Raw genomic sequence first — 13,202 nt, 5'->3', positions numbered from 1 at the left:
CCCTCAGGATGACACCTACGCTTACGCTCCCTCAGGATGACACCTATCTTAAAAAGAACAAAATTAAGGACTTAGGGAGTGTGCAGTTTTAAACTTTAAACTGTGCACTTTTAATTTTTAAATAACAGAGAAAATTCTTGATACTCGAAATTGTTTATTCTGCTGATAACATTTCTAAACCTGCCTTTTCCTGGAATATTTCAGCATTTTTTGAAAGAAATTCTATAAATTTCGCGTCATATACAGTAGGAGACAATCAATATACCCAGGCAAGCGAGACTGATGCAGAACATACTTGATTTTTTCTGTCAAAAACGGTTATAATCAAACAAAGGCGTAACCCCGAAGCTTCGGGGTTTAATTCGTCCCGAAATTTCCGGATTATTACAGAAAGGAGGAAAAATGAAAAGTTTTAATTTAGTTTTAAGCCTGCTGTTAACTGTGTCACTATGTTTATGTTTAGCGGCATCTATCGATGCAGCAGAAGATGTTATGAGAAAATTCAAACATGAGCCAACCATCAAAGAAGTCCAAAAAGCAGCTATAAGATATGCCGAGGTACAGCCCGAAAAGATAAATTCCTGGAGAAAAAAGGCAGCAGTCAAAGCCTTACTTCCTGAGATCAATCTTGATTATGATAAGACAATTTATGGGAGTGTTTCTTCCACCACTGGTAAAAGCGTCTTTGCTACCGGCCCCTACGACTGGGGAATCAACCTTAAGTGGGATTTAGCTGACGTTATCTGGGACTCTTCTCAAACATCCATTGACGTAAGAAGCCGGCTGATGGTAAAACTCAGGAATACCATATTAGAAAAGGTGAATCGATTATATTTCGAAAGAAGAAAACTCCAGATAGAGCTTCTGCGGGATTCGTCTCTGGCTCCGGATAAAAAATTAAACAAACAACTGCGGGTTGAAGAACTCACTGCTCACATTGACGGACTGACCGGAGAATATTTTTCCCGGGAATTAAAAAAAGCTTGTTGTAACTAAAAGTTTTTTTCAGGCATTAGCCAGTCTTTTTAATATTGGCCTCATCTGCCCGGCAAGCTTTTCTTCTTTTACTTCTTTTCTGTTCCGGTAATTTTTTCCTGTACCTGTTTAGGGTCAAACGCCTTAGCTATGGCATCTTCATAGCTAATGATCTGGCGATTATAAAGATCGGCCAAAGAAGTATCCATTGTCTTCATGCCATACCTGGCGCCAGTCTGGATCTCTGAAGTGACCATGAAGGTCTTGTCTTCTCTGATCAAATTGCGAATAGCAGGGGTAGCAATCATTATTTCAAAAACAGCAACCCTGCCGCCCGATTTAGCCGTTTTTACTAAAAGAAGCTGACTTATTATAGCTGCAATGTTTAAGGATAACTGGATCCTGACCTGTTCCTGCTGGTCAGTAGGAAAAGCGCCTATCAGCCGGTCCATGGTTTGAGCAGCACCAGTGGTATGAAGGGTTGCCAGCACCAGGTGTCCTGTCTCAGCTGCGGTAATGGCCGCCTGCATAGTAGCTAAATCTCTCATCTCGCCGATTAACATAACATCCGGGTCCTGACGAAGCCCCCTGATCACTGCCTCAGAAAAAGAAGGCACATCCACTTCTACCTCCCGCTGGGTGATAATCGACTTTTTATGCTGATGATAGTATTCAATCGGATCCTCAATGGTTACTATATGACAATCTCTCTGAATATTTATATAATTTATCATCGTAGCCAGGGTCGTAGTTTTGCCAGAACCCGTAGGTCCGGTAACCAAAATTAATCCTCGTGGCCTATATAAAAGCTCTTTAATAATGGGAGGAAGGCCTATCTCTTCAAAACCCATAAGCTTATAAGGTATTAATCGCAACGCCATGCCAAGATATCCCTTCTGTTTATAAATAGACACCCTGAACCTTGCTACTTCTCCAAAACCAATGCCAAACTCCGCGCCTCCCACCTGCTCTAATTTCCTCTGATTTTCCTCGGAAGTAATCTCCTTCATAAATTTCTCTATATCATTAGGCTTAAGCAGGTTTTTCTCCAGCGGGTGGAATTTATCATCTATCCGAAGTAAAGGAGAATTACCCACTGTTAAATGAATATCGGAAGCATTATGTTCCACACACATCTCTAATATCTTATTAAAATCCATGTTATTCTCCTTTTTTAATGAGTCCCGAAATTTCGGGACGAATTGAACCCCGAAGCTTTGGGGTTATACCGAAACTATTGTTCCTTTTGGGCAAACCTCAATACACTTTCCGCAATTAGTGCACTTAGTATAATCTATCTGCGCCAGATTATCAACAACCTTAATAGCGCCTTCCTCGCATACATTTTCACATTTCTTGCATCCGATACATCCATTTTCACAAATCTTATTAATAACAGCTCCTTTTTCCCGGGAATTACACCTTACTACTATATTTTTTAAGCGGGGGATTAAAATTATCAATCCCATGGGGCAGCTTTTAACACATTTGCCGCAGCCAGTACAGCGCTGGAGGTCTACTATCGGTAAACCTTCCGGCCCCATCTCAATTGCCTCAAACGGACAGGCCTCAACACAAGAGCCAAAACCCAGACAACCATCCAGACACTCTTTCTGCCCTCCAAAAATAAGATTAACTGCTTTGCAATCTTTAAGACCGCTATATTTAAATTTATCTTTTACCTTTCTGCCGCCATTACACAATAAGACCGCTCTGGTCTTTTGTTTAATCTTAACCGGCAATCCCATTATACCAGCTATCTTTATACCCACCTCATCTCCCCCGGCAACACACCCATCCACCGGGGCTTCTTTTCTAACCACTGCTTCGGCAAAAGCCCTGCATCCGCCCTGGCCGCATGCTCCACAATTGATCCCGGGCAGCGCTGCCAAGGCTTGTTCAACCCCGGGATCTGTTTCTGGGGCAAACATCTTAGAAGCGCAGGTCAAAATAATCCCAAAGAGCAAGCCCGCTGCGCCAACAACAATCATCGACAACACTATTGTGTTCATGGTTTAACCAGCCCGGAAAAACCCATAAATGCTATTGATAAAAGACCGGCAACAATCAGGCTTATAGCTGTGCCTTTCAGTGACCGGGGTAAATCAGCCAGTTCCAACCTCTCCCGTATTCCTGCCATAATTATCAGCGCTATAGTAAAACCAATGCCTGCGCCTAGACCAAAGATAAGACTCTGGATAAAATTGTATTTCTTAATAAGATTGATCAGCGCTACTCCTAAAATAGCACAGTTAGTCGTAATTAACGGAAGGTAAATACCCAATGCCCGGTATAAAACAGGGCTTACTTTTTGAATGATCATCTCTACCAACTGCACAAGACTGGCAATAACCAGAATAAAAACTATTGTTTTTAGAAACACCAAGCCTTGAGGCAAAAGGATAAAATTGTAGACCAGGCTGGTGACAATGGATGACAGTGTCATAACAAATATTACCGCTATCCCCATGCCCAGGGCCGTTTTTATCTTTTTAGATACGCCTAAAAACGGACAAACACCCAGGAACCTGGCCAGGACAAAATTATTAATCAAAACAGAATTTATTAAAATCACTAACAATTCCTTCATTTAACAAGCCTCTCTTTTCCCCGTCAGCTTATTCATCCCCGCCAGAAGCAAGCCTAATGTTATAAATGCGCCGGGAGGAAGCAGCATGACCAAGAACGGCTGATAGCCCGGCCCCAGCAGATCCAAGCCAAAGATACTGCCCTGAGAAATGAGTTCCCTAACGCTGCCCAGGATCACCAGAGAAATAGTAAAGCCGCAACCCATACCCAATCCGTCAAGCAGAGAATTCAATACCGTATTTTTAAAGGCGAATGCCTCTGCCCTTCCCATAATAATACAGTTAACCACAATCAAGGGAATGAATAACCCTAATACCTTATGAAGCTGATAAAAAAATCCAGCCATAATCAAATCAACCATGGTTACAAAAGCAGCAATTACCACAATAAATACCGGTATTCTTATCCGGGAAGGTATCAGTTTTCTTAAACAAGAAACAGCTGTGTTGGAGCAAACCAAAACAGCTGTGGTGGCCAGTCCCATACCCAGCCCGTTTATTGCCAGCGTAGTTATTGCCAATGTCGGGCACATCCCCAGAACCAACCTGAAAACAGGGTTTTGAGCCACAATGCCTTTATTAAATTCTCTCCACAAGCTCATTTTTGTTGGCCTCTAAACAATACTTTCTTAACGCAGATTCTCGCAGATTGCACGCAGATGATCGCAGATATTTAAGCAATAAATCTGTGTTTATCTGCGTTAGATTTGCATTAATCTGCGTTCAAGATAGTTTTTTTATTTTTTTGAAACAGATCCAGCGCCTGCCTCACTGCCTGAGCTACTCCCCGGGAAGAAATAGTAGCTCCGGTAAGGCTGTCAATTTTGAAATTGACCGGCGATTTACCCTTAAATTGCGTTTTGAACTCCGGGGTTTCTATTCGCGAACCCAGGCCGGGAGTTTCTAAATGCTCTAATATTTCCACCCCGCTTATCTCTCCTTCAAGGTTCAGGCCGACCATAACCCGGATCTTGGCGCTATATCCTTCACCTGCGGTCTGGCAGGCAACACCGGTCACCCGTCCGTTATACTTACCCATAAAAAATATTGTCCCGTCTGTCTCTTTCTTGTCCTTTAAAGGATTATTATTAAATAGCGGCAGGACCTTATTGATTGACAAAAGCATCTCTTTGTTTTTCTGCTCTTCGATCCGGTCCTGGGTCAGGGCATTTACCAAGGCCAGGCCTAAGCTGGCGATCAGGCAAGTAGAGGTCAAGGCTATTACCAGGCTTAAACTTTTCTTCATTTTGTCACCCCAAACCTTCTTGGTTTAAGATAGCGGTCTATTAAGGGAGTCAAGGCATTCATTAATAAAATAGAATAACAAACACCCTCCGGGTAACCACCCCATTGCCTGATTGCAACCGTGATTATTCCGCAGCCTACACCAAAAAATATTTGACCCTTCTTGGTTAATGGCGTGGTAGCCGGATCGGTAGCCATAAAAAAAGCCCCCAGAATTAAACCTCCGGCCAAAATACTAAATAAAGGGTCCCGGCCGAAAATCCAGGAAAGAAGAGCAACTACTCCTAGATAAGAAAAAGGAATATGCCAGGAAATAATCTTTCGTAAAAATAAAAAAGCGGCTCCGGCCAGCAATGCTAACACCCCTGTTTCGCCGAAAGACCCCCCGGTTTTTCCGATAAACAAATCCCAGAACATCGGCAGTTTATCTGAAAGGTTATCCTTTACTACTGCCAGGGGAGTGGCCGCGGTCAAGCTGTCAAAGGGCTTTAGCCACCGGGTCATCTGGATAGGAAAAGAGACCAGTAATACAGCCCGAGCTGTCAGGGCCGGATTAAAAATATTATGCCCCAACCCGCCGAACAACTGTTTGACTATAGCTATCGCAAAAAAAGACCCCGCAGCTACTATCCACCAATTAAGCCCGGGAGGTAAAACCATAACTAAAAGCAGACCTGTCACTATCGCACTGCCATCGTCAACAGTTATCTTGCGATGCATCATCCTTTGGCATAACGCCTCAGTAAGAACAGCTACCGATACACCGACCACTATGTTCTTCAAGTTTACCAGCCCAAAAACATATAACCCGGTCAAAACAGCCGGCATAAGCGCTGCTATCACTGACCACATAATCCGGCTGACAGACTCTTTTGATCTGATATGAGGCGATGAAGAAACAATCAGTTTACCCATTTTTTAGCTCCCTTTTGCATTGGGATTTAGCCAGCTTAATCAACTGGACTAATCCTCGCTGTGAAGCACATATATATTCGCATGCTCCGCACTCAATGCAATCAAGTGCTCCCTCCTGCCTTGCTAAATCAAAATTTCCGTATTCAGCTGCCAGGCTAATTTGACCCGGCAGCAACCCAACCGGACAGACATCCACGCATCTGCCGCACCTCAGACAGGGATTTAATCCAGAAAGGCTTATTTCTTTTCCGGCCAAAGCAATAATTCCGCATGTACCTTTAACCACCGGGACGTCTAAACTATATTGAGCCAGCCCCATCATCGGCCCGCCCATAATTATCTTAGCCGGTCCCCGGTTAACCCCCCCGCACTCCCTGACAAGATGACTGAATTTAGTGCCTATCCTTACTCTCAAGTTTTGAGGATTCTTAACTATACTGCCGGTAACTGTCATTACTCGTTCATAGAGCGGCTTACCTTCAATTACCGCTTCATAAACCGCCAAGACAGTGCCTACGTTATTAACCACCACTCCGACATCTAAAGGCAGGCCTCCATTGGGAACCTCTCTACCCAGTAATGTCTTAATTAATTGTTTTTCGGCTCCCTGTGGATACTTAACAGCCAGTTCTTTTAAATAAAAACCATCTTCTTTATCTATTTTTTTTCTCATTAACTCGATAGCATCGGTTTTATTTTTTTCAATTGCCAGATAACAATTGGCGGCGTTCAAGATTTTTTTTACAATCTTTGCTCCGGAAATAATCTCTTCAGGCTTTTCCAGCATTAAACGGTGATCAGAGGTTAAGTACGGCTCGCACTCAACGCCGTTCAAAATAAGAGAACCGATTGGCTTTTCTTTTGGGGGATCAAGCTTTACAGCGGTAGGAAATGCAGCACCCCCCAGACCTACAACCCCAGCCTCCCGGATGAGCGCCCGCAGTTCCTCAGGAAATAAGTTGTCCGCTGAAACATTGTTAAAGAACTCTTTTTCATCCCGGCCATCTGAGCTGATGTTAATGGCCGCAAAACTACCGCAAACAGGATGAAAATAATCTTTTATCTCTTTAACTGTTCCGGAAATACTGGCATGAACAGGGCTGGAAACCGGGCCTGTGCTTTCAGCAATTTTTGTCCCGCATTTAACTTTATCTCCTGGTTCAACTATCGAGCGGGCCGGGGTTCCCCCATGCTGAGAAAGGGAAATATTAACCTCCGAGGGTAATGAAGCATCTTTAATCGGAATTGCGTTGGTCAGTTCTTTATAATCCGGGGGATGAACACCGCCAAATCTATATTTTAACATTTATTGAAATTTGGTTATAGCCTATCTTTTTCAGCCTTGCCTCCACTCTGTTTTTTAACCTCGGATTCATCAACCGCTTTGCATCGCTTCGGCTAACTTCTATCCCGGCAATATCACCCTGGCAATGCCGGAGCCGAAGATCTTCTGAAATTAATCCTTTTATAAATCTCTCTCCCTGTTCTATCATCTTTAATTTTCTTAAATTGATCTCTTCTCCGCAGGGAACCCTGGTTGCCAAACAGGTTGAAGAAGGCCTCTCCCAGCCAGAAAGGCCCATTTTCCGGGAAAGCAGACGAATATCTTTTTTGTTAAATCCCGCTTCAACAAGCGGAGTCATGATGCCCAATTCTTTTATTGCTTTTCTGCCCGGCCGAAACTCTAAAATGTCGTCCTGATTTGTTCCGTCAACTATATAATTCACTTTTTCCGCTTTAGCTATCTTTCTTAATTCACCGAACATCTCCTTTTTGCAAAAATAGCATCTATTTGAAGAATTACTAAAAAAATCTTTTGTTCCAAGCAGGTTGATTCTAAAATCAATCTGCCTTACCCCTAATCTTCTGACCAATTTTTTGACCAGCCTATAATCGTCCTTAATATATACCTCAGACAGGGCAGTAGCAGAAACTGCTCCTTCGCCCAGCTCATCTCCGGCCACCTTAAGCAAAAAAGAGCTATCTATCCCGCCGGAACAAGCCACTACTACGCTGCCCATACCCTTTAACAGCTTTCTTAATTTATTTATTTTTTGCTCTATTCTATCCATGCCCCAGCCAATACAATCTCCTGGTCATAAAAAACCGCTGTCTGGCCCGGAGTTACAGCCGACTGGGCCAGATCAAACTTGACGTTTACCCTGTCTTTGGCTAATCTGAACACGGTTGCCCATGACTTCGGATGTCTATATCTTATTTTTACCTGAGCCCTGAATGGAAAACACGGCCTTTCCGGCGTCAGCCAATTTAAACCCCCGGCTGACAGTTCATCTTGTTCGATCTCTTTTCTGTTCCCCACCAAAACTGCGTTTCTTTTACCGTCTATCCGGGTTACGTAAAGGGGCTCCCTGCCCGCTATTCCTAAACCTTTTCTCTGGCCTATGGTAAAGTGAGATATTCCGTTATGACTGCCTAAGATATTATTTTGTTTATCTATTATCGGGCCGGGACAAAGATCTTTCCCTCTGTCGCTAAAGCATATATCCTGGCTTTCAGGACTATTGCAGCCTTCTAAATTTAATTTCTTGGCCAAGGCTTTGACTTTATTCTTTGTATAACCGCCCAAAGGAAAGATAATCCGGCTCAACCACTGCCGGTTCAATCCGGACAGCATATAAGACTGGTCTTTGCTGTTATCAACACCCTGTTTAAGAAAAAATCCTTTTTTGTCAGCATCGTATTCTACCCTGGCGTAATGACCGGTAGAAATATAATCCGCACTTAGCTCTTCGGCTTTTTTCAACAGATGCTTAAACTTTACCTTTTGATTACAGACTATGCAGGGGTTAGGGGTACGTCCGAATGCATATTCTCTATTAGAATATTTTATTACCTGATCCTGAAAATCATCTCTCAGATCCAAGGCAGATAAAGGTATCTTTAATCTTGCGGCTACAGCTGCGGCTTTTTCTAAATCCCTTCTTTGCCCGAAAGAGAAAAACTGCATAAATAGACCTATTACGTCATAGCCGTTTTTTAGCAGGCAGTGAGCAGCCAAAGAACTGTCCACCCCGCCGCTGATCGCTATCAGAACCTTTTTGTTCATAGGGTTAACACCATAATTTATTATAATACTATCACAGGGAGTTAGTAAAGGCAAAGGGTTTTTGGCGGGAAATCATCAAGGGAAATATACATCCTAATGTCAAACCTTGGGGTTTATTACGGAGTTATCGAGCTTTTTTCTTTAAGGTAAAGAAAAATCAAACTGTCAAAAAATCAAAGACTTATAAAAAATCCCCTCGAAAGTCTATGTCAGAACTTTGGAATGTCCGCTAGATAGTCAACTGCTGTTCGTAGTTGCTGCTGTTTCAACGGAGCTGTCTCTATTTTTATCTGCATCTTCAATGTTTTTACCATATTTTGCAGAACCGCTGAATATTGTTTGTCTCCAGGATTTACTGTTATTTTTCTTATATTTCTTTGCCCCATCTTTATCGTATAACTAATGCTGTTTGTTTGTAGATTTAACACGTAGTTATGCTTGAGCCAAAGTCGATTTCCTTCAACAGCAAATTTACCATCCTCAACTGTTGTAACAAATGTTCTCCTATTTTTTTTAGTAATCACCTTCATGTCTTCAATACCATACCACAGCGTCATAGGTTTACCTACATCATCTGTGTGCTGTCTATAACGAACACTGGTATCATCTTTTTTGACTTCAAGATGGTAATAATCACCTTCTTTCCTGTAAATCCTTTCATAACCATCACTGCTAAAGACGTGCGCAACGCCAAAGTTCATATTATCACTTAGGTATTCCTTAGTTAAACCATCCGTATCATACACCGTGCAGGCTATTTGGCTCATCTTGTACTCTATGCCGGGGCTGTAATTATGAAAAACAGTCCTCTTGCCGTCCGGTTCAGTCTTTTCAGAAATTATATACTCAACCGAATAAGGCATCGTTGAATACTGAAGATACTGCACCCGGTCATTGTTTGCCATGGTAAACCGGTAATAATTCCGTCCCGGAGCAGAATGTTCTTCAAATTCCATACCGCCTTGTTTTAAAAGGTCTATTGCCCGTTGACAATAACCCTGCACCATGGATAATAACTCTGTGTTGCCTTCTGCCACCTTCATAAAATCATTCATGTAAAGCTGAATGTCATGTAACCGGCCGGCAAGCTCAAGCCCCTCTTCTGAATCCCCAGGATGCAGAATGCCGTTAATACCATCGGTGGTGTTATAGCTATATTCGGTTTGCACTAAGGCACCACCATATTTTTCTTCGTATTTGTCAATATACAATATGTCCTCATTCACAAAGAAGGAATCCGGACTGGGATAGTCGTATATTTTTGCGCCTTTTTCCTGCGGAAATTGTATATCTCCGTTCTCAGTAACACGCGCAACCAATTTATTTTCTGCGTTATAATAATAAGTTGCGGCCGGCTCACGCGGCATCTCGTTCTTAAAAACAGCAAGGCTTTCCTGCAGCTGCTCACGAACATGTTCATCTTCACAATCGACCAGCATATTACTGATAAAATTCTCAATCCGGTCAACCTCGCCCAGGTAAGAATCAAAATCATCATACCGAAAATCCTCGGTCATTCCCGTCCGCTGATGCACATATGTTCCAAGCGCGTCATAAGCATAGCTCCACCCACCTGTTTCTCTCATCACGCTTTCCATCACATACCCGTCAAGTTCCAGATTCCAATAACTTCCATTGGCCTCATCAATCCTCCAGGAACCATCTTCTTTTATTTCTATCGACCGGCCGTCAGGCAAAGCAATAATTGTTCCGGGCAATAGATAACGCAACTCGCCGCCCGGGCCGTAAAGCCGTTCTCCCGGGGTTGTCACAAAAGGTTCGCCGCCCGGACCATAGAGCTGTTCTTCCGGGGTTGTCACAAAGGGTTCGCCGCCCGGACCGTAGAGCTGTTCTTCCGGGGTTATAGCCGGTAATGACTGCTTTACCGCTGACTTTGGTTTTTTAAGCAGAAATTTCCATGCTTTCTCAATAGGACTATCCTCAGAAGACAAAGGCATTATTCCGGAAGATAAAGGTGATCTCCGCACAGTTCCATCGTAACTAAATAAAGCCGGCGGGCATAGGCTTACCCCCAAAAATACAATTATCAAAACTGTTAATTTTCTCATTTTAAACCTCCTAGACAAGCAAAAGCAAATATTAGCTCTGCTGGTTAAACTTACCCAAAACTTTTTAAAAGTATCTAATTAGAAGATAAAAAAACAACTTTTATTCTGTTACAATATAAAACTAAGTTGGTAAAGTGTACCTCATAATTGGCTTAATGTCAAATAAAAAACTAACTTTTTGTTATTTAAAAATTAAAAGTGCCCAGTTTTAGAGCGATTTATGTTTTAAAAGTGCACACCTTAACCGAAATTAAAAATAATAACGCTAAAAAGGTCATTCTGAGGCCGAAGGCCGAAGAATCTCAGAAAACACGGTTTTATGGGAGATCCTTCGGTCGCTTACGCTCCCTCAGGATGACACCTACGCTTACGCTCCCTCAGGATGACACCTATCTTAAAAAGAACAAAATTAAGGACTTAGGGAGTGCACAGTTTTAAACTTTAAACTGTGCACTTTTAAAACTTAGCTAACAATAAAAACTAACTTTTGGAACATTACAGGCTATAGCTGTAAGCCTACCTCAAAAGCTGGGAAGGCCGTAACAGGCTTGCGCGGTGAGCCCGGGCACTATTGCGTACATAATTATCATCCGAAACAACCGTTACGGTGTGTTTACCGGAAAATTTCCTGATCAATTCTACTATTTTTTGGTCGCCTTTTCCTGTGTCTGAAAATATATGTTCTCTCGGCCGGGGTATCGCAGCACCTCTATATTGGCTTTTTCCGTCAAAAACAACATATACCTCTGATATCCCGCCATCCCTTCTTTTATATTCCTTTACCAGGTCACTAACCGCAACCCTGGCGTCTTTAAGGCTCTCATCAGAAATGTCCAGTAGATATCGAATCCTATTCATCACATTATAACCGTCAACGATAAGCACTTTCATATTAGTTCCCGCATTATGTTATTTTTTGCCTTATTTAATCGGCCGTTCGTTAAGCGGACGAAATTTTGTTCCCGGGCCCAGAGAAGAAAGTGATTGGACAGACTCGCCGAGCAAAAATTTCCCCTTTTCGATCTGCTCTTTTAAAATCTCAGCTATTTCTTTCCCCCGGCAATAACTGGACAACGGTCCTGTCGGCACGGTCTTACCTCTGATCTTTATCTCTCCGCTCTTAAGTTCCTTATAACTCACCTTGCCGATAACAGCGGACTTACCCTGCGGATAATCTTGGGAATAATCGACTATCGGAGCAAATATCTCTTCATCGCTAACTGCCGTGGATTTAACTATTTCTTCATCCAAAATAGGAATCGGTATGCCTATTCCTACGGTTAAATTAACGCCATACCCCTGAAAAGAAGAACCCACCAGCCACTTGCTGGACATCTGTTTTAAGTCTCCGGCCACTGCCAGAGTGCCTGCCGGAGAAAGAGGGATGCCGTTGGAATCTCTTTTAACATTGGGATCATGCTGTGTGCCCGAAAAAAACACGTAGCCGGTCCCTCCTCCTAAAAATATCCTTGTGCCTATACCGATAGTTTTACAATAAGGGTCATTGAATAGCGGGCTTAACTGGCCGGCACTGCAATAATTGGCATTGCCTAAATTAGGTTTTAAAATACCCATATAGGTATAAATTATCCGTTCGGAATGCAGGTTAACAGCTACGTTGTAATTTTGACAGCTATTACGGGGATTGGTCAGTATTGCCTGATTAAGGTCTTTGATGTTTATCCAGGTATTAAGTTTTTTTCTGGGATAACAACTCGTCCCATAGGCTGTTGCTTCTAATCTTACGTCTTTGCCGGCTACCAAGTTTTCAATTACGTGTCCTCCGCCATATTTAAACTGACCGGGGAAAATCTTGTTTAAGGGGTCGCCGTCGGCAACCTCGGCAGCACCGAGATAAAGGTCTACAGCAGCCAGACCTGCATAACAGGGAACATCATTCAACCAGGCCTTTTGTATCTTGATTTTGGGAACGGAATGCCCGATATTCAGAAAAGCGCCGGATGAACACATTGGGCCAAAGGTGCCGGTAGTAACCACATCTACAGCCCTTGCCGCCTCGCTTGCACCTTTTTTTCTGACAATATCAATAATTTCTTCAGCTGTAACTACTACTGCTTTTTTTTGCTTGATTTTCTCATTTATCTCTTTAAATGTCTTGGGCATAGCCAAATTCCCCCTTCGTTATCTTAATTTCTTATATTTTTTTATTATACCAAATCAAACCAGAACTATCAACCCACACTTAGCTATATGTCATTTAAAAATTAAAAGTGCACAGTTTTAGAGCGATTTATGTTTTAAAAGTGCACACCTTAACCGAAATTAAAAATAATAACGCTAAAAAGGTCATTCTGAGGCCGAAGGCCGAAGAATCTCAGAAAA

General features: G+C 42.5%; 13 protein-coding genes. 1 reads left to right on the top strand and 12 read right to left on the bottom strand.

All coding sequences use genetic code 11. The features are described from left to right. Positions 1-402 precede the first annotated feature (402 nt). The gene (locus U9Q08_01935) at positions 403-996 is read left to right on the top strand and encodes a hypothetical protein (protein MEA3328490.1); all 594 of its coding nucleotides are present in this window, start codon (positions 403-405) and stop codon (positions 994-996) included. Between the two features lie 68 nt (positions 997-1,064). On the opposite strand, the gene U9Q08_01930 is transcribed toward U9Q08_01935, so the two are convergent. From U9Q08_01930 to U9Q08_01875, 12 genes are all read right to left on the bottom strand, one after another. Beyond that, positions 1,065-2,135 carry a type IV pilus twitching motility protein PilT gene (locus U9Q08_01930; GenBank protein ID MEA3328489.1) on the bottom strand — a complete coding sequence of 357 codons (1,071 nt, stop codon included), beginning with the start codon at positions 2,133-2,135 and terminating at the stop codon, positions 1,065-1,067. A 63-nt stretch (positions 2,136-2,198) separates the two neighbouring features. Beyond that, entirely contained in the window at positions 2,199-2,987 is a 789-nt protein-coding gene (locus U9Q08_01925; GenBank protein ID MEA3328488.1) for an RnfABCDGE type electron transport complex subunit B, read from the bottom strand. Further along, positions 2,984-3,565 carry an electron transport complex subunit RsxA gene (gene rsxA / locus U9Q08_01920; protein MEA3328487.1) on the bottom strand — a complete coding sequence of 194 codons (582 nt, stop codon included), beginning with the start codon at positions 3,563-3,565 and terminating at the stop codon, positions 2,984-2,986. The genes U9Q08_01925 and rsxA overlap by 4 nt, the downstream gene beginning before the upstream one ends. Beyond that, positions 3,566-4,165: an electron transport complex subunit E gene (locus tag U9Q08_01915; GenBank protein ID MEA3328486.1), complete on the bottom strand. Its 600-nt coding sequence runs from the start codon at positions 4,163-4,165 to the stop codon at positions 3,566-3,568. Positions 4,166-4,275: 110 nt separating this feature from the next. Next, positions 4,276-4,809, bottom strand: coding sequence for an RnfABCDGE type electron transport complex subunit G (locus U9Q08_01910; GenBank protein MEA3328485.1), 534 nt, complete (start codon positions 4,807-4,809; stop codon positions 4,276-4,278). Further along, positions 4,806-5,723: an RnfABCDGE type electron transport complex subunit D gene (locus U9Q08_01905; GenBank protein MEA3328484.1), complete on the bottom strand. Its 918-nt coding sequence runs from the start codon at positions 5,721-5,723 to the stop codon at positions 4,806-4,808. The genes U9Q08_01910 and U9Q08_01905 overlap by 4 nt, the downstream gene beginning before the upstream one ends. Further along, positions 5,716-7,029, bottom strand: a complete 1,314-nt coding sequence (gene rsxC, locus U9Q08_01900) for an electron transport complex subunit RsxC (GenBank protein ID MEA3328483.1) — start codon at positions 7,027-7,029, stop codon at positions 5,716-5,718. The genes U9Q08_01905 and rsxC overlap by 8 nt, the downstream gene beginning before the upstream one ends. Then, positions 7,016-7,795, bottom strand: a complete 780-nt coding sequence (gene larE / locus U9Q08_01895; GenBank protein MEA3328482.1) for an ATP-dependent sacrificial sulfur transferase LarE — start codon at positions 7,793-7,795, stop codon at positions 7,016-7,018. The genes rsxC and larE overlap by 14 nt, the downstream gene beginning before the upstream one ends. Continuing rightward, positions 7,783-8,790, bottom strand: coding sequence for a tRNA 2-thiouridine(34) synthase MnmA (gene mnmA / locus U9Q08_01890; GenBank protein ID MEA3328481.1), 1,008 nt, complete (start codon positions 8,788-8,790; stop codon positions 7,783-7,785). The genes larE and mnmA overlap by 13 nt, the downstream gene beginning before the upstream one ends. A gap of 209 nt (positions 8,791-8,999) precedes the next feature. Continuing rightward, positions 9,000-10,859 (bottom strand): hypothetical protein, encoded by a 1,860-nt coding sequence (locus tag U9Q08_01885; GenBank protein MEA3328480.1) that lies wholly within the window; start codon positions 10,857-10,859, stop codon positions 9,000-9,002. A gap of 516 nt (positions 10,860-11,375) precedes the next feature. Beyond that, positions 11,376-11,750, bottom strand: a complete 375-nt coding sequence (locus U9Q08_01880) for an NYN domain-containing protein (protein MEA3328479.1) — start codon at positions 11,748-11,750, stop codon at positions 11,376-11,378. A 30-nt stretch (positions 11,751-11,780) separates the two neighbouring features. After that, a complete protein-coding gene (locus U9Q08_01875) occupies positions 11,781-12,983 on the bottom strand; it encodes a homocysteine biosynthesis protein (GenBank protein MEA3328478.1) in 1,203 nt (400 codons plus the stop codon). Positions 12,984-13,202 lie beyond the last annotated feature (219 nt).

Source organism: Candidatus Omnitrophota bacterium, from assembly GCA_034717435.1.
Taxonomy (GTDB): Bacteria; Omnitrophota; JAUWXU01; order JAUWXU01; family JAUWXU01; genus JAYELI01.
The sequence above is the reverse complement of the archived record's forward strand: the minus strand, read 5'-3'. Positions and strand labels throughout refer to the sequence as shown.

Excerpts from the sequence above, each read along its gene's own strand:
- rsxC (MEA3328483.1), bottom strand. The coding sequence starts at position 7,029 with ATGTTAAAATATAGATTTGGCGGTGTTCATCCCCCGGATTATAAAGAA.
- U9Q08_01935 (MEA3328490.1), top strand. The coding sequence starts at position 403 with ATGAAAAGTTTTAATTTAGTTTTAAGCCTGCTGTTAACTGTGTCACTA.
- rsxA (MEA3328487.1), bottom strand. The coding sequence starts at position 3,565 with ATGAAGGAATTGTTAGTGATTTTAATAAATTCTGTTTTGATTAATAAT.
- mnmA (MEA3328481.1), bottom strand. The coding sequence starts at position 8,790 with ATGAACAAAAAGGTTCTGATAGCGATCAGCGGCGGGGTGGACAGTTCT.
- U9Q08_01875 (MEA3328478.1), bottom strand. The coding sequence starts at position 12,983 with ATGCCCAAGACATTTAAAGAGATAAATGAGAAAATCAAGCAAAAAAAA.
- U9Q08_01885 (MEA3328480.1), bottom strand. The coding sequence starts at position 10,859 with ATGAGAAAATTAACAGTTTTGATAATTGTATTTTTGGGGGTAAGCCTA.
- U9Q08_01910 (MEA3328485.1), bottom strand. The coding sequence starts at position 4,809 with ATGAAGAAAAGTTTAAGCCTGGTAATAGCCTTGACCTCTACTTGCCTG.
- U9Q08_01915 (MEA3328486.1), bottom strand. The coding sequence starts at position 4,165 with ATGAGCTTGTGGAGAGAATTTAATAAAGGCATTGTGGCTCAAAACCCT.
- U9Q08_01880 (MEA3328479.1), bottom strand. The coding sequence starts at position 11,750 with ATGAAAGTGCTTATCGTTGACGGTTATAATGTGATGAATAGGATTCGA.
- U9Q08_01905 (MEA3328484.1), bottom strand. The coding sequence starts at position 5,723 with ATGGGTAAACTGATTGTTTCTTCATCGCCTCATATCAGATCAAAAGAG.
- U9Q08_01930 (MEA3328489.1), bottom strand. The coding sequence starts at position 2,135 with ATGGATTTTAATAAGATATTAGAGATGTGTGTGGAACATAATGCTTCC.
- larE (MEA3328482.1), bottom strand. The coding sequence starts at position 7,795 with ATGGATAGAATAGAGCAAAAAATAAATAAATTAAGAAAGCTGTTAAAG.
- U9Q08_01925 (MEA3328488.1), bottom strand. The coding sequence starts at position 2,987 with ATGAACACAATAGTGTTGTCGATGATTGTTGTTGGCGCAGCGGGCTTG.